The organism is Paenibacillus lautus NBRC 15380, assembly GCF_004000945.1.
Lineage (GTDB): Bacteria > Bacillota > Bacilli > Paenibacillales > Paenibacillaceae > Paenibacillus_AQ > Paenibacillus_AQ lautus.
In genome coordinates this window covers 86,492-109,788 of sequence record NZ_BIMF01000006.1, presented here as the reverse complement: position 1 = coordinate 109,788, position 23,297 = coordinate 86,492, and the positions used below count along the sequence as shown (strand labels likewise).

21 protein-coding genes are annotated in these 23,297 nt (G+C 50.3%); 8 read left to right on the top strand and 13 right to left on the bottom strand.

Annotation, left to right across the window (positions count from 1 at the left end; translation table 11 throughout):
• Nucleotides 1-86: 86 nt before the first annotated feature.
• Together PLA01S_RS13270 and PLA01S_RS13265 are read right to left on the bottom strand one after the other, a co-directional pair.
• On the bottom strand, nt 87-1,097 hold the full coding sequence (locus PLA01S_RS13270) for a sensor histidine kinase (protein ID WP_127592624.1): 1,011 nt from the start codon (nt 1,095-1,097) through the stop codon (nt 87-89).
• Nucleotides 1,094-1,795, bottom strand: a complete 702-nt coding sequence (locus tag PLA01S_RS13265; RefSeq protein WP_127592623.1) for a response regulator transcription factor — start codon at nt 1,793-1,795, stop codon at nt 1,094-1,096. Before PLA01S_RS13265 ends, PLA01S_RS13270 begins: the two co-directional genes overlap by 4 nt.
• Nucleotides 1,796-1,990: 195 nt before the next feature.
• Between PLA01S_RS13265 and PLA01S_RS13260 the strand changes: the two genes are divergently transcribed.
• Entirely contained in the window at nt 1,991-3,406 is a 1,416-nt protein-coding gene (locus tag PLA01S_RS13260) for a hypothetical protein (RefSeq protein ID WP_127592622.1), read from the top strand.
• 43 nt (nt 3,407-3,449) lie between these two features.
• Here PLA01S_RS13260 and PLA01S_RS13255 read toward each other — a convergent pair whose 3' ends face one another.
• The 5 genes from PLA01S_RS13255 to PLA01S_RS13235 all read right to left on the bottom strand — a co-directional run bounded on the left by PLA01S_RS13255 (nt 3,450) and on the right by PLA01S_RS13235 (nt 11,015).
• Nucleotides 3,450-4,634: a Ger(x)C family spore germination protein gene (locus PLA01S_RS13255; RefSeq protein ID WP_307719753.1), complete on the bottom strand. Its 1,185-nt coding sequence runs from the start codon at nt 4,632-4,634 to the stop codon at nt 3,450-3,452.
• A gap of 17 nt (nt 4,635-4,651) precedes the next feature.
• The gene (locus PLA01S_RS13250; protein WP_127592620.1) at nt 4,652-5,761 is read right to left on the bottom strand and encodes a spore germination protein; all 1,110 of its coding nucleotides are present in this window, start codon (nt 5,759-5,761) and stop codon (nt 4,652-4,654) included.
• Between the two features lie 30 nt (nt 5,762-5,791).
• Nucleotides 5,792-7,456, bottom strand: a complete 1,665-nt coding sequence (locus tag PLA01S_RS13245) for a spore germination protein (RefSeq protein WP_127592619.1) — start codon at nt 7,454-7,456, stop codon at nt 5,792-5,794.
• A gap of 238 nt (nt 7,457-7,694) precedes the next feature.
• The gene (locus tag PLA01S_RS13240; RefSeq protein ID WP_127592618.1) at nt 7,695-9,887 is read right to left on the bottom strand and encodes a GH92 family glycosyl hydrolase; all 2,193 of its coding nucleotides are present in this window, start codon (nt 9,885-9,887) and stop codon (nt 7,695-7,697) included.
• 33 nt (nt 9,888-9,920) lie between these two features.
• Nucleotides 9,921-11,015, bottom strand: a complete 1,095-nt coding sequence (locus PLA01S_RS13235; protein WP_127592617.1) for a GntR family transcriptional regulator — start codon at nt 11,013-11,015, stop codon at nt 9,921-9,923.
• 350 nt (nt 11,016-11,365) lie between these two features.
• On the opposite strand from PLA01S_RS13235, the gene PLA01S_RS13230 reads away from it, so the two are divergent.
• Nucleotides 11,366-11,845 (top strand): MarR family winged helix-turn-helix transcriptional regulator, encoded by a 480-nt coding sequence (locus PLA01S_RS13230; protein ID WP_127592616.1) that lies wholly within the window; start codon nt 11,366-11,368, stop codon nt 11,843-11,845.
• A 203-nt stretch (nt 11,846-12,048) separates the two neighbouring features.
• Nucleotides 12,049-12,579, top strand: coding sequence for a cysteine hydrolase family protein (locus PLA01S_RS13225; protein ID WP_127592615.1), 531 nt, complete (start codon nt 12,049-12,051; stop codon nt 12,577-12,579).
• Nucleotides 12,580-12,678: 99 nt separating this feature from the next.
• On the opposite strand, the gene PLA01S_RS13220 is transcribed toward PLA01S_RS13225, so the two are convergent.
• The 3 genes from PLA01S_RS13220 to PLA01S_RS13210 form a co-directional block, all read right to left on the bottom strand.
• A complete protein-coding gene (locus PLA01S_RS13220; RefSeq protein WP_127592614.1) occupies nt 12,679-13,482 on the bottom strand; it encodes an alkaline phosphatase family protein in 804 nt (267 codons plus the stop codon).
• 104 nt (nt 13,483-13,586) lie between these two features.
• Nucleotides 13,587-14,438, bottom strand: coding sequence for a DMT family transporter (locus tag PLA01S_RS13215; protein ID WP_127592613.1), 852 nt, complete (start codon nt 14,436-14,438; stop codon nt 13,587-13,589).
• Nucleotides 14,438-15,211 (bottom strand): DeoR/GlpR family DNA-binding transcription regulator, encoded by a 774-nt coding sequence (locus tag PLA01S_RS13210; protein ID WP_127592612.1) that lies wholly within the window; start codon nt 15,209-15,211, stop codon nt 14,438-14,440. Before PLA01S_RS13210 ends, PLA01S_RS13215 begins: the two co-directional genes overlap by 1 nt.
• Nucleotides 15,212-15,402: 191 nt before the next feature.
• Between PLA01S_RS13210 and PLA01S_RS13205 the strand changes: the two genes are divergently transcribed.
• Nucleotides 15,403-16,362 (top strand): metallophosphoesterase family protein, encoded by a 960-nt coding sequence (locus PLA01S_RS13205; RefSeq protein ID WP_127592796.1) that lies wholly within the window; start codon nt 15,403-15,405, stop codon nt 16,360-16,362.
• 93 nt (nt 16,363-16,455) lie between these two features.
• Here the strand turns inward: PLA01S_RS13205 and PLA01S_RS13200 are convergent, their stop codons facing one another.
• The gene (locus tag PLA01S_RS13200) at nt 16,456-17,052 is read right to left on the bottom strand and encodes a TetR/AcrR family transcriptional regulator (protein WP_127592611.1); all 597 of its coding nucleotides are present in this window, start codon (nt 17,050-17,052) and stop codon (nt 16,456-16,458) included.
• A gap of 57 nt (nt 17,053-17,109) precedes the next feature.
• Nucleotides 17,110-18,591, bottom strand: a complete 1,482-nt coding sequence (locus PLA01S_RS13195; RefSeq protein WP_127592610.1) for an FAD-dependent oxidoreductase — start codon at nt 18,589-18,591, stop codon at nt 17,110-17,112.
• Between the two features lie 311 nt (nt 18,592-18,902).
• Here PLA01S_RS13195 and rlmN point away from each other — a divergent pair, with 311 nt between their 5' ends.
• Complete coding sequence (rlmN, locus tag PLA01S_RS13190) at nt 18,903-19,964, top strand: dual-specificity RNA methyltransferase RlmN (protein ID WP_127592609.1); 1,062 nt, start codon at nt 18,903-18,905, stop codon at nt 19,962-19,964.
• 149 nt (nt 19,965-20,113) lie between these two features.
• A complete protein-coding gene (locus tag PLA01S_RS13185) occupies nt 20,114-20,584 on the top strand; it encodes a DUF3052 domain-containing protein (RefSeq protein WP_127592608.1) in 471 nt (156 codons plus the stop codon).
• Nucleotides 20,585-20,670: 86 nt separating this feature from the next.
• On the opposite strand, the gene PLA01S_RS13180 is transcribed toward PLA01S_RS13185, so the two are convergent.
• A complete protein-coding gene (locus PLA01S_RS13180) occupies nt 20,671-21,282 on the bottom strand; it encodes a hypothetical protein (protein WP_127592607.1) in 612 nt (203 codons plus the stop codon).
• 200 nt (nt 21,283-21,482) lie between these two features.
• On the opposite strand from PLA01S_RS13180, the gene PLA01S_RS13175 reads away from it, so the two are divergent.
• Together PLA01S_RS13175 and mphI are read left to right on the top strand one after the other, a co-directional pair.
• On the top strand, nt 21,483-21,773 hold the full coding sequence (locus tag PLA01S_RS13175) for a DUF6509 family protein (RefSeq protein ID WP_127592606.1): 291 nt from the start codon (nt 21,483-21,485) through the stop codon (nt 21,771-21,773).
• A gap of 510 nt (nt 21,774-22,283) precedes the next feature.
• Nucleotides 22,284-23,210: a macrolide 2'-phosphotransferase MphI gene (mphI, locus tag PLA01S_RS13170; protein ID WP_127592605.1), complete on the top strand. Its 927-nt coding sequence runs from the start codon at nt 22,284-22,286 to the stop codon at nt 23,208-23,210.
• Nucleotides 23,211-23,297 lie beyond the last annotated feature (87 nt).

Genomic DNA, 23,297 nt, shown 5'->3' with positions numbered 1-23,297 from the left:
TGCCATAAGGTTATGTTCGTATATTCTGTTCGTATGCTGGGGATATCGCGAAATGAAATTAACCTGTCCATGCAAATAAGACACATCTAAGTTGGAGATGCGTCTTGATTTACTGCTTTCCGCAGCGTCAAGGTGACGGTGGTTCCCTCACCAAGCGTGGATTCTAGTTGGGCGGAGTGATCAAGCTTTTGGGCAATTTCACGAACAAGATACAGGCCCATGCCGGTGGATTCATGATATTGCCGACCACGCTCTCCGGTGAAGTAGGGGTGGAACACCCGGTTGATGTCCTCTGGCGCAATGCCGATACCCTCATCACGTATATGAAGTTTGATGTGTTTCCCCGCTTCTTCTGCGGTTAATTGAATCTTCTTGCCGGGGCTGCCCGAGTAGTTCACGGCGTTCGTCAGAATCTGGCCCAGCATAAATCGAAACCATTTGGCATCCGTATAGACGGAGATCTGATCATCGATTTGGAACACCGGCGTAATGCCTTTACGAATGAACAGCTTGCGGTTCTCGACCACGGATTGACTTACCGCAGCACGGAGTCCGACGGCTTCTACCGCGAAATCCTGCTCGAACCGGTCCAGGCGCGCGGTATACAGCACCATTTCGAGGCCTTTGCGAATGCGCTCAAGCTCTTCCCGTATATGTTCGGCGGGTGCCTCTTCGATTTCGTCAAGTGTTAGCTGAATCACCGACAGCGGGGTCTTCATCTGATGTACCCAGCGGTTGACGAAAGCCAAATGCTGGTCGGTTCCGCTTTGATGCCGATGCAGCTGCTCGCGGTATAAGCGTTCATAATGGCTGATCCGCTCGTGGATCGCTTCCGGCAGCGGCGCTTCGCCCAGGGGAGGGCTTAAGAATTCCTTCTCCGAAAGCTCCTCGGAAGAAAGCTCTTGATACATCGTGCGATGGGAAAGATACCGGTATGCAAGATAGAGAAGCAGCACGACACTGCTCAACAGCACCCCGTATAGCACGACAGTAAAGGGTCTGCCTTCACCGGTAAGCCAGTACAGCAGGGGGACAAGCAGCATTTGAACGGTAAAAAACAGCATGAGCGGGAGATGCTCCCGCAAGAAAAGTTTCATAGGGGCTCCCTGCCTGTCATGAACCGGTAGCCTGCTCCCCGGACGGTTTCGATAAGATCTCCGGCGCCCAGCTCACGAAGCTTGCGGCGAACCCTTGTAATATAAACATTTAACGTATTGTCATCAATGAAGTGCTGATCTTCCCACATCAGGTCCAGCAGCCGCTCGCGGCTGACCACACGGCCGTCTTTTTCCATCAGCATCGTCAGCAGGGCTGTTTCCTTCTGGGTAAGCTCGGCTGACTCGTCTCCATAGGTCACGACGAATCGCTCCGGATAGATGATGAGACCGGCGCTTTCGACGGTTTGCTCATCCTCCTGACCGGAGGCATAGGCACCGACCGCACGGCGCAGGTGGCTGCGAATTTTGGCCAGAACAAGCTCCATGTCAAACGGCTTCGTTATATAATCATCCGCCCCGTTTTCCAGCGCCATGATCTGATCCATGCCGCTGTCGCGCGCCGAGATAAAGATGATCGGGCAGTGCGATTGGGTACGGATTTGCCTACACCAATAGAACCCGTCGAATTTCGGCAGATTGACGTCCAGCAGAACCAGGTCCGGCTTTGTATCCGTAAAAATGTCCATTACACGGCTGAAGTCTTCGGTGATCCGTACGTTGAAATCATATTTGGAAATAGCAGATCTTAATTTATCCGCGATTCGTTCATCGTCTTCCACAATCAGGATGGTGTACACGGTTCCAGCTCCTTTTAACTCCTAAACTACATCATGTACTTACTATACCGAATCAGAGATGGCGTTGGAAATCCAATGGTCCCAGATTACGAACGGGAGGCAACCACTTGTTCGATCTGAATTAACCTTTGCCCAGGCCCATGCATAAGATGTAGTCACATCAAACCTGCTGCCTGGGAAAGGGCGTGGCTTCATATGGGTATTCATTTAACCGCGATTCACTGGGTGTACCTTGCGTTTATCGTCTTGATCATGACGCTGTTGATCCGGCGGCGCGATACGACGCTGGTTTGCATTACCGGAATATTCGCGCTTGGCCTTCTGGCAACGGAAACGCTGAGCGGCTCGGTCTCCGGTGTCTTTCATTCATTCATCTACGCGACCAAAGAGCTGATGGGCACGATCATGATCATTTCCATTATCGTGGCGATGAGCCGGGTCTTGATCAAGACGGGGATCAACGAGACGATGGTAGCCCCGTTAACTCGTTTTCTCCGTACTCCCGCCATGGCATACTGGGGCATCGGCATCATCATGATGGTCACATCCTTTTTCTTCTGGCCGTCACCGGCGGTGGCGTTGATCGGGGCGGTCCTGCTCCCTGTTGCCATCCGGGTAGGGTTGCCTGCCCTGGGAGCGGCGGTGGCGATGAATCTGTTCGGGCACGGAATCGCGTTATCGGGCGATTATATTATCCAGGGTGCGCCTAAATTGACTGCCGATGCAGCCGGATTGCCTGTATCCAGCGTCATGGCCGCGAGTGTGCCGCTCGTGATCGTGATGGGACTGGTGACAACCGTGGCGGCATTTTGGATGATGAAAAGAGATCAGCAAAACGGCAGCTGGAGGGATGGATTGGTTACTATCAAAAGCACGGGAGATGCGCTGACCACGCGAACCGATGAAGATGATACCGCGGCTGCCATTTCTCCCGGCATGAAAAAATGGCTGGCCGTCGCGATCCTGCTTCTGTTCGCGGCAGACGTGGCGGCTATGTTCATCCTAAAGCTGCAAGGCGGAGACGCCACGGCCCTGGTAGGCGGAACAGCCGTCCTGATCCTCAGCGTCATTACACTGGTCGCTCATCGAAACCGCGGATTGGAGAAGGTCACCTCGTACTTGATCGAGGGCCTTATGTTTGGTTTTAAGGTATTCGGTCCCGTCATTCCCATTGCGGCTTTCTTCTATCTGGGGGATGCAGCGTTCACCGATTTGTTCGGCAACGTGCTTCCGGGAGCATCCCATGGGATCGTGAACGACCTGGGGGTTGCCCTTGCGAATGCGGTGCCGCTTAACGGCGCGGTGGGTGCGGTGACATTGACGATCACCGGCGCTATAACGGGTCTTGACGGTTCGGGCTTCTCGGGTATATCGCTTGCCGGCTCGATCGCGCAGTTGTTTGCAACGGCCATCGGCTCAGGGGCGGCTACCCTGACGGCGCTTGGCCAGGTTGCCGCCATCTGGGTAGGCGGCGGCACGCTCATCCCATGGGCATTGATCCCGGCTGCAGCCATCTGCGGAGTCAGCCCGTTCGAGCTGGCAAGGCGGAATCTGAAGCCGGTGCTGTTGGGCCTTGCCGTTACTACCGTGATGGCGATGTTTCTGGTGTAAACTAAGCAAATTTAAGAGCGCTGACCATGTCGTCAGCGCTCGTTTAATCTGTTGAGGAACCGAAGTCGGTGATGTTCATGTTGACTTCATACGTAATGGGGACATGACTAAAGGTTTCATCCCAATTCTCCTTTACCTTCTTCCACAATTTTGGATGTTTGATGCGGAGTTGGTCGCCAAAGCCCCCAACGTCGACATGATAGACATGCTGCATTTTGTTCAGGACCTGTTCGATCTGTTTACGGGCCTCATCTTCAAACTGCTGCTCCATCTCTTTGATGTATTGCCCGGATGAGGGGATTTCCGGAAAGCTCCAATCCTCGATTAATCTGCCTTCTGAATGGATCTTGATATGAAATGAAATTTCATCTCCCTGAACCTTAGGAATGATGGTGCTATGGGAATTCTTGGGCTCATAGGTTACGGTATGCCCGGTCTTATGCGCGTACGTCTTCAGCGCCCCACCCATCACGTCCTCCTTTATCCAGGATAAGCCTTCAAGATCATATTGGCTTAGTTCCCCGATCCATTTTTTGGTCTTCCCTTTAAAAATGGCCGCTCCCGAAAATTTATGCTCGTTTTGGGCCGTCACGACATTCTGTAATAGAAAGCTCGCCCCTGACTGCATGTTGCTGTCGAGTTTGATCAGTGACACGGGGGGGAGGATTTTGTTGGAGCGATACCGGTTATCCACGAGTCCCGTTAAATAGAAGGCAGGGATTTCCCCGGGTTCAGTGGAGCTTAAAGCTTCAAACGCGCTTCGGTGGCTTACCACTACTAGGCAGCTAGGGCGGATATCATTATCGCGGAGAATAAAGTCAAATACTTGTTCCAGGCTGTACTTTCTGGCTAATTCGCTCGAAACCACGATGACCTTGAGATGATGGCCGATAAGCGGACGGTCTCTTCGCAGTGAAAATTGGCGGAAGATCTGAATGAGGGAATCTCCCGTTAATTGTTCATTCAGATAGGCCTTGCTTGGCGAGGACGAGCCGGAGCCGCCTTGCTTCTCGTTCTTACCCGTAATCGGGGGTACAATCTGAACCGTTGCCGTCAGCACTTTCCTTTTGGGGTAGGATGCTCCTTGTTTGTTGATATCCCGTTCGAATTTGGATTCATTCGCTGCATCGAGTCCCAAGCCTACATAGACGCTGACATCCTCGATTTCGTTGCTGCTCCAGCAGCCAGTTGTCAGCAGCAGCAGGACGCTGGCTGTTACTACCGTCATATATCGTGCATATCTGTTCATTTCGGCTTCACACCTTTCTTGCGGGCGATGCTGATCAGTAATAGAATGAGCGGCAGTCCGCCGAATAAATAGATCGACATGTTGCCTACGGTATCTCCCAGCTTGAATGTTTCCGAAACATCCTTCGGAATCATCGCGATGAGGAAGATGACAGGAAGCAGAATAAAGAGAAAGGGCCGTATTTTCGTCTTCAGCAGCTGGGACCATCCTAGTGAGGCTGCGTAATGCGTTACCGCAAAGGTCGAGAATATTTGCATGATCCAGATGACAAGCAGTAGGGACTCAAAACGTTCGAATATTAGTCCCTGTATTTCAAAACTCCGCATTAAGTCCAGTGTCGGCCATGTTCTTGTCTCAACTCCGTTTATGGACAGCCCGCCAATAACCATAATGACGGTGATTAAATAGATGACCAGGGGAACCGTAATGCCAACGACCATGGCTTTGGTTCCTTTTTTGGGAGACTTCATAAACGCCATGGCAACGAACATGATCTCGTAACCCGTAAAAGATAGCAAAGATGGCTTTAATCCCCGAATCACGGGCATAAACCCTGAGCCGAGTACCGGCCTTAAATTTTTGATATCAAAAATATTGCTGCTCAATAGGATCGCTATGAGGAAAAAGACCAGCGTAATCGGCAGAATGATCTCGCAGATTCTGGCGATGCTGTTGATCCCCCCGGTGGTCAAATACAGACCGATCCACATAAAGGTCATCACGATAACCCAAACGGGCGTGCCTTCCAGCAGATATAATCCCGTTACCTCTGCCATAACCCGGATCTCAAAAGCGGCAATGGTAATGAAATATCCAATAAACAGCAGACCTAAAACAAAAGCCAGCCATTTCCCGGTGATCTCAGGCACAAACTGAAACCACGTTTTTCCTTGAAATCTTTTGCATAACGCCACAACGATCAATCCTGCCAATAGGACGATCAAACCGGAGATGAGGATCGAGATCCACACATCCGGCGTTTTGGCAGCCTCGACCGTCGTTCTTGGTAGCGTCAGAATACCGGCACCCAGCATGTAGTTAATGATCATGACGGCAGCTTGAGATGTGGTGATCTGATCGTGGGTGCTGTTAGTTGTGCTGCTCATGGTCTTAGCCTCATTTCGTGCTTAGGATGATTAATTTCTACGGTCAGGGTCGTTCGGTTTTAACATTTGAGGTCGTTTCTTCATCACTTTCAGCGGGAACCTAATGAAGAAGTCCTTCAAGTCACTGATGCCGTAAGGCACCATGGGGCTTGCGTAAGGCACGCCAAAGCTCTTCAATCTGACCAAGTGACTGCAGAGAAGAAGGAAGAACATAACGACTCCAAACAGTCCAAGCACTGCCGCAAAGAACATCGCGGTAAATCGAAGAACGCGCAGTGTAATGCCGGCACTGTAGACCGGGATGGTGAAGGAGGAGATCGCGGTTACGGCCACGACAATCACGAGAAACGGACTGACAATTCCGGCATTTACAGCAGCATCGCCAATAATCAGACCACCTACGATACCCATGGCAGGTCCGATTGGTTTGGGCAATCTGATACCGGCCTCCCGTAATATTTCAATGGCAATCTCCATGATGAGCGCTTCAATAAGTGAAGGAAAAGGCACACCTTGCCTAGTTTCAATAATTGTTAACGCTAGCTTGGTCGGAATTAGACCGGGATGAAACGAAATAAACGAAATGTACAGTGCCGGAGCAAGAAGCGCCAACAGGGCCGATATAAAGCGCAGCAAGCGGACAAAGGACCCTGAGATCCATCTCTCGTAATAGTCCTCCGGTGATTGCAGCAGCATACTGAACGTGACCGGCACAATTAAGGCAAACGGCGTTCCGTCGAGGAGGATAGCTACCCGCCCTTCCAGTAAAGCCCCGATTACCCTGTCAGGTCTTTCCGTGTTCTGCACTTGCTGAAAGGGACTCATTGTATTTTCTTCAACCAATTGTTCGATATAACCCGATTCCAGAGGATCATCAATTTCGATCTTCTGAATTCGCGTAACGACCTCATCGATCAGCTTCGGGTCGGCGATATCTTTCATATAGGCGATGACCAGATCCTTTTTTACCCGGTTTCCTACCTCGAAACGGGTGAGCTGAAGACTTTCGTTCTTTCCGTGAAGCCTAAGCATGCCTGTATTGTCTGACAGTCTTTCGGTAAACCCGATACGGGGACCTCGAAGAAGGGCTTCGGATAGAGGCTCCTCCAGGCTTCGACTCTTCCCCTTGGCTGAACCAACCAGAAAGGCTCCTTGCATTCCATCTACCAACAAACCGGTTGTGCCCGCAAGAACAGCTTGTACAAGTTCCAATAGTCCACTGATATGCTTTATCTCACTTACAGGAAGCATCTGGCTGCTGATATAGGCTTTAATGGAGTCACTTGAATTGAAGTTATCCTGCTCCGCTTCCGGAATTCCCCCCAACATGAGGGGTCTTATGAGATGGGTGTCCATAAGATCGTTGTCCATCAATCCGTCAACAAAAACGATGGCTGCACGCGTTCCCGTGCCCCGGATCGTAAATTCCCTGATTTCCACGTCTGCATTGTTACCGATGGCTTTACGGACGGACGTTAAATCCGTCTCGTAAAGCCCTGTAATAAGAACTTGCGGCGAGACACTATCCTCCCTCTTGGGGGGAGAAGGCTCGCTCGGCTTGAGGGAGTAACTCGAATTAATAGATTTCCGAAGCCAAGTGGTTAACACCAGAAAGAGGATGGGTACCAGCACGAGTAGAAAGGCTTGAACCCATAGCGTCCACTTCGGAATATGAGATACAATGACGGACCACAACGGAAAATCACCCCGCAATTTCTTAGCAATAGGATCATAATGTGAATCATGTGTATTGTTACCCGAGGTGATCTTGAAAATTCCTGTTTTTTCAATATTAGAGAAGGGGACCCACGGGACCGACTCCCCCAATTATGAAAGAATGACTAAACAGCTGGATGCACAAAAAAGAGCATCCCCAGGCCGCTGACCTGATGGGATGCCCCTTATTCTTATTATGCAAGTTAAGCTGTAGTTCTTACTTTTTCGATATCGAGAACGGCAGTTCCTCCGCACTGTAATGACGGTAGCTTGGAGCCAGTCCAAGACGGAATTCAAGGGACTTGCCTGCCAGAATATCCTCATGCGTAATGTACAGTTTGGTGTAATCCTGTCCTTCCAATTGAACGTTCGCCACGAAATTGGACTGTGGATTGTTGTTGTCGGTATGAATCAACATCTGTTTGCCGCTTGGCAGCTCAATGCTCACGCTGTCGAATAGCGGGATGCCGAGAACATATTCATTGCTGCCCGGACATACCGGATAGAAGCCCATGGAACTGAACACATACCATCCGGACATGCTGCCGTTATCCTCGTCGCCCGGGAAGCCGTCAAAGCCGCTGTTGAACAGGTTCGACATCAGCTGTTTGAGGACAACCTGGGACGATGCGGGCTGCCCTACATAGTTGAACAGATAAGGAATATGGAAGCTCGGCTGGTTGGAAATCGCCAGCTGGCCATAATCAATGGCAGCCATCTCACTCATCTCATGAATTTCAAAGCCATAGCCCCGCACGTCGAAGTCAGGTGCTTTATTGCACAATTCGGTGATTTTGTCGAAAAAGCGTTCCTTCGAACCGTACGCTTCGATCAAGCCCTGGAAATCCTGGAATACCGCAAAGCTGGTCTGCCAGGCGCTTCCTTCGGCATAATCGAGACCCCAGCTTGTATCGTTGAAATCCGGACGGAACTGGCCGTTCTGATCTTTTGCTCGCATGAACCCGGTTTCCGCATCGAAGATATTCTTGTAGTTGAGCGCGCTTTGTCTGTACTGTTCGGCTACATCCGACCGGCCCAATACGTCGGCCACGCGGCTGATGCAGTAGTCGCTGTATGCGTAATCCAGCGTGTGGTTCACGCTCTCGTGATAGCTGCTCGGAACGTAACCGTACTTGATGTAGTCCAGCGTTCCTTGACGTCCATAACAATTCTGCCCGCTCTGCGTAGTGGCTGCGGTCAGCATGGCCTCCAGTAGTTCCGGCAGCAGATGCTGGGCCAATCCCTTAGCCGCTGCATCCGCAATGACGGCGTCAATAAGCGTGCCCGGCATCAGTCCGCGCTCATCCGGGGACAGCCATTTCGGCAGGAAGCCGGTCTCGCGGTAGGAATTCAGGAAACCTTCCAGCATTTCCTCATATTCCTTCGGCGCGATGATGGAATAGAGCGGATATACGGTTTTGTAAGTATCCCAGAAGCCGTTATTGGTATAGAGAACGCCTTTTTTGACGGATCGGGCGGTTGTATCGTAATGAACCGGCTCCATGTTGGCATCAAGCTCATAGAACTTCTGCGGGAACAGGAACATGCGGTAAAGGCAAGTATAGAAGGTGCGCATATATTCTTCATTCGAGTGAGTGACCCGGATTTTGTTCAGGTAATGATTCCAGGCTTGTGCCGCCAATTCCTTCTGCTCATCCAGGGATGTGTTCAGTTCGCGTGCAAGGTTAAGCTCCGCTTGCTCCAGGCTGATGAAGGAGGTCGCCAGCTTAACATCCAGCGTGCCCCTTTCGCAGTCATTGAAGCGAATGACGACATGCTGGTCCACATTGCCAAAAGCAACCTCAGGGAAGAACTGGCCTTCGGCGTCATAATAACCTGTCGTGGAGAGATCCATGTCCTTGCTGAAGCTCATGGCCACGTACATACGGAATCCTTTATCGTGACAATCTGCGAAGTTGCTGACATAGCCGGTTAGTCTGCGCTTGGCTGCATCCAAGCGGAACTCGCTTTTGTTATGAATGTTCAGCACGAAGCCTGCCTGCTGCCCGGAATTGTATTTGATGCGCATTGCCGCACCATAGGTGCTGGGAACCAGCTCTGTGGTGATGTTATAACGCTGCTGCTTCACTTTGAGATAGTGGGGCTTGAATATCGCTTCCTCGGGCCGGTAGGAGCTTTGACAGGTGAAGACAGACCCTCTGATTTTGTCGTCCGCAATCGGAGTCATCAGGAAGTGGGCGAAGTCGCCCATCCATGGACTTGGCTGGTGCGTCAGGCGAATGCCTTGGAAGACGCGGTCATTGGGGTTGAAGAACCAGCTTCCCTCGTTTTTGGTCTGGACAACAAAGTGGTTCATACCGAAAGGTACACCCGTATAAGGGAGCGCATTCCCGTTGGAATAGGTGTATTGGTTGTTGGTACCTTGCCTTGTATCGATATAATTCAGCATGTTAGAGTCTCCTTTGGTTTATAAAAATAGGTGTTACAGCTTCTTCACGGTCTGACGTTCAATGAGACGAACGGGAACCACGGTATTCTCATGAGGGTGATCCAGGGGATTCTCGATCAGGGTGATGAGGCTTCGCGCAGCCTGATATCCCATCTGTTCGAAGTCCTGGGATATGGTGGTCAGCTTGGGTTCAACGAAGCCCGCGAGATGAATGTTGTCAAAGCCTACTATAGAGAAATCATCCGGTACCGACAGGCCCAGCTCTTTGGCAATCTGAATGATCTCGATCGCAATCAGGTCATTCTCGGCAACAATACCCGTTATTCCCTGTTTCACAACGGATTGAATAAACTGAATATAGTATTCTCTGCCGTTGTCGTTGTCATGGGTTAAGTACCGGTCGGTCAAGTCATTGACGCTGTAATCGATCAGGCTGTAATCATAAAGAGCCTTCACATAACCGAAATACCGCTCTCGGATCGAGGAAGAGTTCTCTACCTTTAAGGAGGAGATAAAGGCGATTTTCTTATGATTATTCTCGATCAGATGTTTGGAGGCCTGGTATCCGCCGCCGAAGTTGTCGGAGACAACCGACCGGAATGGAATGCCTTCAATGCATTTATCCATCGTCACCAGCGGGTACTTTGCCAGGTGATACTGATACAGAATGCCAAGATCCGAGATGCTGCTGATCGGGTAGAGAATCAGCCCCGAATTGGCGCTGTGAAGCGCGGACTCCAGCAGCTTCCGCTGTCCGACAATCGTATTGGACTGAATGTTCAAGGTATAGTCGGTCGTTGCGAGAAATTCGTTGATGCCTTTTTCATAATCTCCAAGTCCCGGGTTATGGGCGAACGGCAGAATCAGCAGGATCTCCTTACTGGTCTTGCCCCGGGGCCTGTGAGGTGCCTTGTCTGTGCTCACGAAGCTTCCCTTGCCTTGGATCCGGTAGATCAGCTTGGCATTCTCCAGCTCGGTCAGCGCCCTCTTCGAGGTAATCCGGCTGACGTTGTATTCTTTCGAAATCTCAGCTTCGGTCGGAAGCTGATCTCCGGCTTGGAGTTCCCCGGATTCAATCTTGGCCGTTAGAGCATTTACGATATGTTGATATAGTGGAATTTGTTCCATAGTGGATCTTCTCCCTAAATTTGATATATCATTTTGTGGCGTTTATGTCAAAGTCTAATGATACTTTTAATAAAAAGTTACAGTTGTTATGTTTGAATATACAAGAGGAATACACTGCTCGTGGTGCAGTTAGTTCAAAGATTCTATGTTCATAGTATCGTTTCCACAGTTATATTTCAAGATTAGACACTCCCGGCACCAATACATTGAAGTGATTAAAAATGGTATATATAATAAAAGGATATAGCTTTAGGTTAGTATATCAAATATTCCAGAGGACGTTGATTTGACAGTTCATCACTTGAGTGATAAATTGACTGTGATTAAGGTAGGGGAGGTGAAGGGAGTCAATGAAACAATTGGGATTTCATCAGGAGAACCGATTAGCCATGCTGTCCTGGATTCGGATTACCCGTTTTCAACAGATCGGCAGTCACCTCTCGAATGAGTTCTTACAGCCATTTTGCATCACGGTTGCCCAATTCGACGTTTTGATCCAGGTCTTCGCGCACCAACCTTTGTCACAGCAGGAGCTGGCCGAATATCTTTCCATTAGCGGCGGCGGTGTTTCCCATATGGTGAAACGACTGGAGAAGCTGGGACTGATTGTCCGCAAGCAGGATTGGAAGGTAAAGTATATCTCGCTAACCGATAAGGGACAGGCCTTGCTGGAAGAGATTATCCCGCTGCTGTCGGATTTCCAAACCTCTATGTTCGACGTTCTGGATGAACAGGAGTTGCAGCAACTTTACAAGACGATGAGGAAGCTTCATCAGTATAATGTAAAGAAAAAGTCGGCAACCCCGGGGGTTATCGTCGAGGAAGAGTAGCTGAAGGTTGCCTTGGCTGCTTTTTATGGGCTTTACGATGGGGAGCTGAAGGAGACGAAGAGGAGTCCTAAGAGAGGGATTCCTTTTTTGCGTGGAGTGGGTCTATTTTTTGGTGAGAGATTTAAATTTCCATATACATAACAGGAACGTTCGTTCTATAATAAAGTCGATGAGTAAATTGATCGTACAGGAGGGTGTTGTAGTTGAAGAAGAGTGCGCTATTGGTCATTGATGTGCAGAATGAGATGTTTCAAGAGAATGATCCGGTGTTTGAAGGGGATCGATTGCTCCACAATCTCAAGCAGCTGATCGCAAAAGCCAGAAGCGGCGGCATTCCTGTCTTTTACATACAACATAATGACGAAGGTTTGAAGGCAGGGTCGGAGGCGTGGAAGATTAACCGCGAGATTGCGCCTGCGATGTCGGATACCATCATTCAGAAGACTAGACCGGATTCATTCTTTAATACAACGCTTGAGGAAGAACTGAAACGAAAGGGCATCGAACATGTCATTCTGGCGGGTATGCAGAGTGAGTTATGTGTAGATACCACGTGCAGGAGAGCGTCCAGTTTGGGCTATGATGTCACGCTGGTGACGGATGCCCACAGCACCTGGAACAATTCAGTGTTAACCGCGCAGCAGATCATAGATCATGTGAATGCTACCCTGAGATGGTTTGCTGACCTAAAAACAACGGAAGAGATCGTCTTAACGACAAAAGCCGGCGTGTAATCGCCGGCTTTTTTTATGCTCTCAGAAAGTATATTGGATAGGTAAGTGAAAGTGATTCAACAATTGGAACGGGCTTTTGCCATAACTCGGATTTCCGGATTAGAATATTCCGTCAGGTATCTTTCCTTCCCAGCAATCCGGTGCGCGCAGCCCCAGCACATGACCGATGACGGCCGCCGTGTCCATGATGCTGATCGGTGCATCGAGAAGGCCGGGTTTTACGCCCGGCCCCGTAATCCCCCAGGTGATGGTCATGTCCATCGGGTGGTCGCTGCCGTGGTCATTAGGATGAGCGCCTCCGCCGCCATGGTCCGTGACCGTGATGATCCAGGTGTCTTCCAGCAGCTGCTGATCATCCAATGCCTTGACAATCATACCTACGTACTTATCCGTAACGGCAATCTGCTCCAGCTGTTTATCGGTACCGAATCCGTACTTGTGGCCCGCACCGTCGGGGTGATCCAACTGAATGAACATCAGTTTGAAATCGGGCTGCTGATGAATATAATCGACAATGGCTTCCGTCAGCTCGGGGTCCGGTTTGGATTCCATATGAACGTTGATCGTATTCTCAATGATTCCTGTGTTGATCGGTTCCCAGCAGCTGAATGCAGACAGGGGAGCGTCCGGCCATTGCTGGCGGGCCAGCTTGAATAGTGACGCATAGGGGAAGCTCTCCGGAATATGCTGGTGAATCGCCCGGTCATTATCAAGACCGTGTTGGTCCGGGTTTACGCCATATAACAACGAGCCCCAACATTCAGCGCTGATGCTGGGAAACACCGTCTGAGCATCGTACGAGTATGCTCCTGCTTGCAGCAGGGCGTGAAGATGCGGTGCGTCCGCTTCTTGAACGAACCTGCCTGCTCCATCAATTCCAAGAATAACGACACGTTTAGCCATCGATACATCCTCCTCGGTAAGAACCATTTGATCTCTATGCATTGAAGCTGAATAAGACGATTATGCAAAATGTGTACAGGATTGCTTACATGGGATGGCGATTTCTATCCCCATAAGGCTATGGTCATGATACCTAGCGTGATGAGCACGGACATAATGATTCGCCGCCAGCCTTGCTGCTCACGCAGAACGATGATGCCGAGTATGGTGCCGAATACCGTGCTAATTTCACGGACCGGCGCGATGTGGGCAAGCGGAGTGAGCCGCATGGCGAACAGGAATAGCAAGTAAGAACCCGGTGCCAGGATGGAGCCCAGCAGAATCGTGCGCCAGTTCACCGACCATTCCTGTTTCAGCTGTCTGGACAGAATCACGGGAACGATCAGAGCGATGAAATAACTGATATTGGATAATTGGATTAGCGCGATAGGGGAGACCCCCGCATCCAGAACGGCTTTGTCGGTCAGCGTATATCCGGAAATGCAAAGTCCGACCAGGCAAGCATAGATCAAGGCTTTGGGGTTCAGGCTGGAAGGGCCTCTGAATCTCAAACCCGATAAAGCAAACAACGAAAAGATAATGATGCTCAGGCCCATATAGCCTGCTGCACTTAGATGCTCATGGAACAACACGAGACTGCACAGCGAAGTCAGCATGGCGCCGAGCCCTCGCATAAACGGGTATACCTGGGACATATCGCCATGAGTATAGGCTTTGGAGAGCAGCGTGATATAGAAGCCCTGGATGGTCATGGACAGAAGCATAAGTCCGTAAATATGCGGTTCCAGCTTCAGCCCTGACATCTCCATGAGAAAATTAGGCATCAGGAGGATTAAGGTGACAGAATGGATGCACCACAGAAACACCGATTTATGAATGCTTCGCTTCGTGAACAGATTCCACAGGGCATGGGTCAGACCGGAAGACAGCACCAGCAGCAGTGATAGCAGCTCCATCAGAAATGTCCGATAAGGACTTCAATGCTGCGGGCGGACAGATTATCCACCCATTCCTGTGAACAGCCCGGATCTGTGATAACCATGGAGATGTCCTCCAGTTTGGCGAGCTTCGAGAACGTAGTTACCCCGAGCTTCGTATGATCGGCAAGAACGATGCCTTCCTCCGAACGCTCCAGCATTTTTCGCGATATGTAGGCCTCATCCAGATCATAATCGGTAATGCCATCGGTTAATGAAATACCGCCGACCGAGATAAACGCTTTATTAACCTTGAACTGTTCCAGCAGCAATTCGGTCAGAGGACCTGTAGCGGCTTGTTTGGTCCGGTCCATATCCCCGCCGATATAAATAATCTTTCCCTGAAAAATCTCCATTGCCAGATTCAGGATAGGCAGCGAATGGGTGATGACCGTGACATCAGACCGGTCCTTCAGATAACGCATAACTTCAATCGTGGTGGTTCCGTTATCCAGCAGAATGGTCTCCCCTTCCTTGACTAGAGAAGCGGCGAGTTTACCGATCGCGGCCTTTTCCTCTGTGCAGGTCTGGGAACGGCTGGTGAAGGACGGCTCGATATGCCCGGAACGCGATTTGACGGCGCCGCCGTAAACTTTGCGCAGCCTGCCTTCTTTCTCTAACCGGTCCAAATCCCTCCGGATTGTTTCCGCGGATACCTCCAGCTGCTCCGCAAGGGTGTGGACCTTCACCTTGCCTTCAAGCTCCAATTGATTTAAGATCTTCCCCCTGCGTTCCTCATAGGTTACAGACATAAATTCATTCACCTCAATATTGTATATGACTGATGTTGACCGAAGATGTGGATTTGATCTTATATTAGGCTGACAAAACGATATTGTCAACGAAAAATCATTGACTTTTCGGCGTTTCCTCCTCTAATATACACATAAAATCACAACAATCCATTAAAAAACCACATGTCCATGTAAAGGAGACGGTTATGTTGAAGCCAACTCTTCGATTCGGAGACGATCATACCTTCAATATTGTGCAGTTCACAGATATTCATTGGAAGAATGGGGAACCGGAGGACCAGATGAGCCGGCGCTGTATGGAAACGGTGCTGGACCTGGAGCAGCCTGATCTGGTGGTATTTACGGGCGATCTTATTTATTCCGGGGAAGCTGATCCCGGCTGGAAAAGGTGCCAGGATCCGGTGCAGGCTTTCAAGGATGTTGTCAAGACGGTGGAGTCACGCGGAATACGCTGGGCCTTCGTATTCGGGAATCATGATACGGAAGGGGACGTCACGCGTGAAGAACTTATGAATGCAGCCCTGCAGCACACCTACAACTGTGCAGAGCACGGCTCGCCGGAACTTCACGGCGTTGGTAATTATACGATTCCTTTATACGACAGTCATGGGAAAGACACGGCGGCCGTTCTGTATTTCTTCGATTCAGGGAGAGAGTCCGAACATCCTGCTGTTCAGGGGTACGATTGGATTCGGCGCGATCAGATCCGCTGGTATGAAATGGCGTCCTTGGCTTACAGCGCCAAGTTTGAAGGGAATCCGCTGCCCGCATTGGCTTTTTTCCATATCCCTCTGCCGGAGTATCATGAAGTCTGGGAACGGAGAACGTGCTACGGGAGCAAGTTCGAGAGGGTGTGCTGTCCCGAAGTGAATACCGGACTGTTCGCGGCCATGCTGGAGCGGGGCGATGTGATGGGCACGTTCGCTGGACATGATCATATCAATGATTACTGGGGTGAATTGCACGGCATTCGTCTCTGTTACGGCAGAGCTACCGGTTATGGCACATATGGCCGGGAAGGCATGCTCCGTGGTGCGAGGGTGATTCGCCTGCATGAAGGACAGCGGCAGTTCGACACTTGGATTACGCTGAGCGACGGTTCGCAGATACGGGAGCAGGAGAAGCATGAACCCGGTGCATCCCTCTGATATACGACAATAGTAAAAACACACCTCTTATGAAATGTACGGAAATAATCCGGGTGGTTTCATGGGAGGTGTGTTTGGTTTGCGTTATGATCCTTATCCGTTCGTAAGCAGTCGCAGCAGCAGCTCCGCCTTAGGGGGCGTATAGCTCGGATCCCCTTGGGATTTCAGTGTCATTAATCCCGATAACACGGATAAATAACAGGCCACCAGCTCTCTCAGATCGCCAGCCGCGATCTCTCCGGCGTCCTGCCCTGCTTCGAACAGCGGCATCAGCTGGTCAACGAAGGCATGGATGGAATAGTTCTCGATAATCCGCTTGGCCTCTTCGGGCACGCCATCTGAGGTACGTGCTTGCTGAATCAGCATAAAGTGCGAATTATCGTCCTCTTGGAGAATCAAGGAGGTTAGCAATGTAATTTTCTCAAGAGGGGTACCGGGCACGTTATAGATGTCGGAGAGCGCCAGCCGTGCCTCCTCCATCGACCATTGAACGAGCGTGATGAACAACTCGTCCTTGGATTTAAAGTAATGATAGAGAAGTCCATGGCTGACTCCGGCTTCGCTGGCGATCATGCTCATTTTGGTTCCGAAAATACCTCTTCTAGAAAATACTTTGATGGCAGCTTGCATGATTTGTTCTTTTCGTTCGTCGCGTATTTGATGCAATTGTTCTTCGTTTAGCGGGGCCATTGCGTCCATCCCTCATCATGGTATTCTCTTGCTGATATCAACAATAACGCATTTGATTTATTCGGGCAATCCCATGGATAAGGGCAGGAATTCGTTATTAAAGACCGGGATGATCCGCGCGAGTAATTCCTCCAGCGGCAAATTTGCCTCCTGTAATACTTGATGGAGCCAAGCTTTACCTTTTCCCGATGGGTCCGCATTCACAAGCGAGGTGATATACTCTGCATTAAACAAAGCCTGCGGCGAGGCAAAAAGACCCGTTACCATCATGTACTGTTCGAATACGGCCATATCGTGATGGCTGTAAGCCAGTTCCTGGCATATGTCGAATAGGCTCTGGGCAAAAGAGAACCCTTGGGCGGACAGGTGGCCTTCGTATGTCACGCCCGGCCATCTGAGATCCGCAGCTGCGCTAAGCCACCATGCAGGCTCCATGGCGGATTGAATCTTTAGAAGGGCGAAGCGTTCGAATCCCTCCTCAAGCAGGACTCCATTCTGCATCGATTGCAAGCATTGATCCAGCGTATCTGCTTGGATGGCCGCCACCGTCATGCCCTGGCCGAATATCGGATCGAAGCTGCAGAAGGCATCGCCAAGCACCAGCAGACCGGAAGGCCAATCCTCCATCTGCTCAAAATGCTGTCTCACACATTCCTCGATCCGGTAGCCCCGCGGGCTTGAGACCGGTTCGAGCTGCTGAAGCAAATCTCCCATGGCGGTACCGAATAGATTTTGTGCTTCCTGGTCGTACAGCTGATGGTCGGTTGTCGGATAGGAAGCTCCTCCCGCGCGGTACAGAACCACCTCCGCGATCTGGTTCTCGATCGGATTGAATACGGCCGTACCGATACCAAGGGAGGGATCTCCTTCATTCAGGATGGTACTCCACACAGCCTGAATTTCCTCCGGAACTCTATAGTGGCGCGTGCTGTAACCGAGAGATATGTGCAGCCTTTCTGCCTTCGGTATCGCATAACCGAGGTTCTGCAGCCAATCAGCGAGCTTGGACCCACGCCCGCTTGCATCCACGACGATATCCGCATTCATATGAAGGAGCGCCGGCTCCTTGACGCTTCTGTCCCGGAACACAACGCCGGTAACGGCATTCTTGTCGGGGTCAAACAGCAATTGTTGCGCCGTCCGTTTCGGTAAGAGAGTAATGTTGGGCAGTTTGGCCACTCTGCTGCGCAGTGTCCACTCCAGCAGGGATCGGCTGCATCCCGCATTGGGCTCATCGGGCAGTTCCAGCGTGCCGAAGCGGTTGGTCATTTTAACGGATTTCAGCCCTCGGGAATGAGCCCCTTGCTGAAGCAATTCCTCGGTTATGCCAGGGAACCAACGTTCAACGATCATCTTGCCGCGCTCAAGGAAACGGTGCGGATGATAGGCCTGCGGCGTACCTGCCCGAGTTTCCGGTCCTGCCGGAAACTCATCACGATCCGTAATGATCACCTCTTCATAATGCTTGGATAACACGGTTGCAGCGAATAGTCCGGCTATGCCTCCACCTAGAATGAGCGCTTTGCCTTTTGTTTTCATTCGAAGACCTCCAATATAGATTGATTTAGTCAGTCAATAACAAACACAAAAACTCCTTCTGAAATTCAAACTTGGAATACAGGGGCAGGACTAATAGCGGTGAACTTCGTTGAAGATCGAGCCGATGTCTCCCTTCTGTTATTTATATTTATGATTGATTAAGTCAGTCAATGATAAGATAAAGGTATTTATTGGATATGTCAATCCTGTTTTACGTACTAGAAGCGTGAATTGCCTATAACTCCCCTTGTGTTCGCTTCGGAATTTTGGGACAATAAGGAGTGGACTATGAATAGAAAGAGGAACAATGAATGAATAAACCATCCATTTATGGATTAACATTAGATCAGTTGACGGCTTGGCTTGGCGAGCGTGGACATAAAAAGTTTCGGGCAACACAGGTATGGGAATGGCTGTATCGGAAGCGGGTCACCGCTTTTTCCGATATGACGGATGTGCATCCGGAATGCTTGCAGCTGCTCGCGGAGCATTTTACGATTCTGACCCTGGAGGAGCACACCAAGCAGGAGTCTCTGGACGGAACCGTTAAGTTCCTGTTCAAGCTGGTGGACGGCAACCTGATTGAGACCGTATTGATGCGGCATAAATTCGGTTTGTCGGTCTGCGTGACCACCCAGGTCGGCTGCAACATCGGCTGCAGCTTCTGCGCCAGCGGTTTGCTGAAGAAAAGCCGGGATTTGTCCGCAGCGGAAATTGTAGAGCAGGTCATGCAGGTTCAGCTTCACTTGGATCAAAAAGGCGAAAGCGAGCGGGTCAGCCATCTCGTGGTGATGGGGATCGGGGAGCCGTTTGATAACTATGAGAACATGTCGGATTTCATTCGTGTGATCAAGGATCATAAGGGGCTTGCCATCGGTCCCCGTCATATTACGGTATCGACCAGCGGGCTGGCTAACAAAATCGTCGAGTTCGCGGACAGCGATCTGGGAGTAAATCTCGCCATCTCTCTGCATGCGCCGAATGACGAGATTCGGACCCGCATTATGAAGATTAACAAAGCGATTCCGATCGAGAAGCTGATGGCAGCGATTGATTATTATCTGAAAAAAACGAATCGCCGCATCACCCTGGAGTATATTCTGCTGAAGGATGTGAACGATCAGCGGGAGCATGCGCTCGAGTTGGCAGAGCTTGTTGGCGAGCGACGCAATCTGGCGAATGTGAACCTCATTCCGTACAACCCGGTGGATGAGCACAGCCAGTATCAGCGCAGCACAAAAGAATCGATTACCTCTTTTTACGATACCTTGAAAAAGCAGGGCATCAGCTGCAGCGTTCGTCTGGAGCATGGAACCGATATCGATGCCGCCTGCGGGCAGCTGCGCAGCAAGCAGATCAAGAAGGCGCAGTAACAAGAATAATGCGCAATCCCAGGGGGATTTATCCACTGTATGGATTGGCCGGTTGCAAGGGCGTACCCATTCATATGGGTATGCTCTTCTTCATAAGAAGTCTAAAATGTACTATATAAAAATCGAATCGAGAGGGATGAAACGTAAACATGCTGGAGACACATCCAACCGTCAAAAAGCTGCAATTCAAAGACCTCGGCCAGCCGGTTCTGATGCTAAACGCACCACAGGCTTATCATGAGGTCATCAACTCCCTGCAAGGGGAAGTCCATACGGAGCCTCAGCAAGTACCTTACGATTTCGTGCAAGCCTTCGGGACAAGCAATGAGGAATTGCAGCGGTTAGCCAAGGTCGCAGCCAGCTCCGTGACTGACAACGGCCTGCTGTGGCTGTGTTATCCCAAGAAATCATCCAAGACCTACAAGAACTCCGATTGCAGCCGGGAGAGCATTACGGGAATTCTTGCTGACGAAGGCTATGAGCCCGTTCGGCAAATCGCTGTCGATGAGGATTGGTCGGCCATGCGCTACCGTAAAGTGGAGTTGATTAAGTCCATGACCAGATCGTTCGCAGCAACCGCGAAGGGGAAAGAACGGACGGGTCAAGAGGACGATAAATGACGACAAACATCGATAGGCAGATCGATTTTAGTTAAATTACAGCCCGTATCAAAGCAAAATGACCCCTCGAGGGTCATTTTGTCTTCTTAATACGTTTTTTTCTTTTTTCGGTGGTCATGCTTGGACTTCCAGTCGCGGTGCTTGGACTTCCGATCCTTATGCTTAATGTCTTTGTTAATCGCTTTGCTGCCGCTGCCACCGCCGACGGCGTGCTGTTGTCTGGTGCCGCGGCTCTCAATGGCGGAGTTGGTGCCGCCTGTGCTGTATTTGCCGGCACCGCTGGCAATTTGCGTTGCCGACGCATTTTTGCTTCCCTTCGGAAGCTTCACGACTTGCTTGTTAATGACGAATACCACTTCTTTTTGGTGTTTTCTATGCTTGCCATGTTTCGAATGATGTTTCGGATGATGTTTGGAGAAATGGTCCTGGTCCTTGGGATCTTTCAATCCTAAATTTTTGGCGATTCCGCCGGCTCCAACGCTTTGTTGCTGATACGTGTGCGGTGATTTGATGGCTGCGTTGTTGCCCGCTGCGCTGCTTTTTCCGGAACCACTGGCGATTTGTGTGGTGTTGGGGGCATTGGTGAACTGATCGTTCACCACAAAGACGAATCGCCCTACCCCTCCAAGAGGCGATGTCACGGAGAAGCGTTGCTGGCCCTTCTCTACCGTGATGGTCAGATGTTCCTTTTGGGACACGCGCTTCATCTCCTTTTTACATGGGAATCATAACTATATCGTAAGCGAATGACGCAGCACTCGTAAGAGGTATATGCTGATAGAGTAGAAAATGGGGAAGGGCCCCGCCCTTTCTCTACGGCTTCTTTTCATAAATAGAAGAGTGTAAGAATGAATGCACTGTTGTGTATAATGAGTAGAGTGATAGAAAGGATGGGAATATGCTGACAATCAAAGAATACAGCGTTGAATTGGTGAAGGATCCGTTTGGAATCCTGACAGGTAAACGCTTTGAGTTTGTATGTGATCTGAATGTGCCGGAAGATGATGAGCTTTATTCGGAGCATGGCGTCTATTTGAGAGTGATTTACCTGGATGATGAAGAGCGTTCGCGCATTGTAAAGTACGACTTCTATGAGCGGACAACCGATCAGTACCTGGACTTCGACATGGAGCCGGAGGAAGAGGAAGAACTCATGACTTTTTGCAGGGAGCATTTGCAGGAAGCGTAAATAGAGCCGCCGGAAGATGAGAAGCAGGCACTTGCGGGGTGACTTGGTCATTTTGTGCCGAATCATTACGGATCACAGCTTCTTCCATGGAAAGTGGAAACATTGCCGTAGTTGGTCTTGCAGACTGTTGATGGTTTTGGTAAAATTAAACACAACTTACGACGAACGGAGGATTACGTATGTTGGATTATTCCCGATTGAGATCTTTTCGCGGCTAATGAAATAGCGCTAAAGAGACCTGCACAGATGCAGGGTAATCGGGATGGGTCCGTCTTTTTTACGTAACCCATTTTTATGATATGTCTATAGAAATGCATGTTTTTCATGTGCGGGATAACAGGTGTCTTCACTTTTCCCTTATTTGAACGTGTATTCGAGTAGGCATTTCCCAGGAACGGTGGACAGCTAAGACCCGTTCCGGTTACCCAGCACAGGCAGCTCGATGCCTGTGCTTTTTTTGTTGTTATGACTGCCATGATGCAATGAAATATGGAAGGGGATTGATTCCTTATGCCAATAGCAAAACCAAATGATGATTATACACAAGTGATACAAGAGATGCTGGAGATTGCTGGAAAACACGGGGTGAAATTGAATCCGGAGGGAATTGAAATGAATGAATCCGGCATGGATTTCCTTGTTGGATTCGCAGAGGAAGCCGGGACTGGAGCACGGTGGATTCTGCGTAAACCGAGACGATCGGATGTCCTGGAAAGGGCAGACAACGAAGCTCGGGTCCTGAAGCTGATCCAGTCCCATCTTCCGGTTGATGTGCCGGATTGGCGCATTTACACGCCGGAGCTCATCGCCTATCCGCTGCTTGGCGGGCAGCCTGCCGCTTCCGTCAGCATGGAAGGGTATGCATGGAATATGGATCATGAGAATCCGGGTGACGGATTTGTCCGCTCCTTGGCTGAGACGCTGGTTGCCTTGCATGGCGTCGATCATGATGCGGCGCGGGCGGCAGGCCTGCGGGTGAAGAGTCCCCAAGAGGTTCGAGTGGAGACAGCGCAAAATATGGAAGACATCAAAAACCGTCTGGGCGTCTCCGATGCGCTGTGGGAGAGATGGCAGAAATGGCTGGAGGAGGATTCCTACTGGCCGACGCATTCTGCCCTCATCCATGGGGATCTTCATCCCCCGCATATCCTGATTGATGAGCGCGTGCAGGTTACCGGGCTCTTGGATTGGACGGAGTCCGAGGTAGCAAGTCCCGCCAAAGACTTCGTATTATACTACGCCATTTATGGCGAGCATAATCTCCGTGTCCTGTTGGACCGGTATGCACAAGCCGGAGGGAGGGTGTGGCCGCGTATGTTCGATCATATTGTCGAGCAGCATGCCGCGTATCCCGTGCTGATCGCCCAGTTCGCTCTTCTGACAGGACAAGAAGAGTATATGACGATGGCGCGGAATACCCTGGGTTTGACGGAGTAAGCTTCTTAAGAACTAGGTGGATTTACAGCTCTAAGAAAACTAAAGCCAACCGATGCATACATTCGGTTGGCTCTTTGCATGATATAA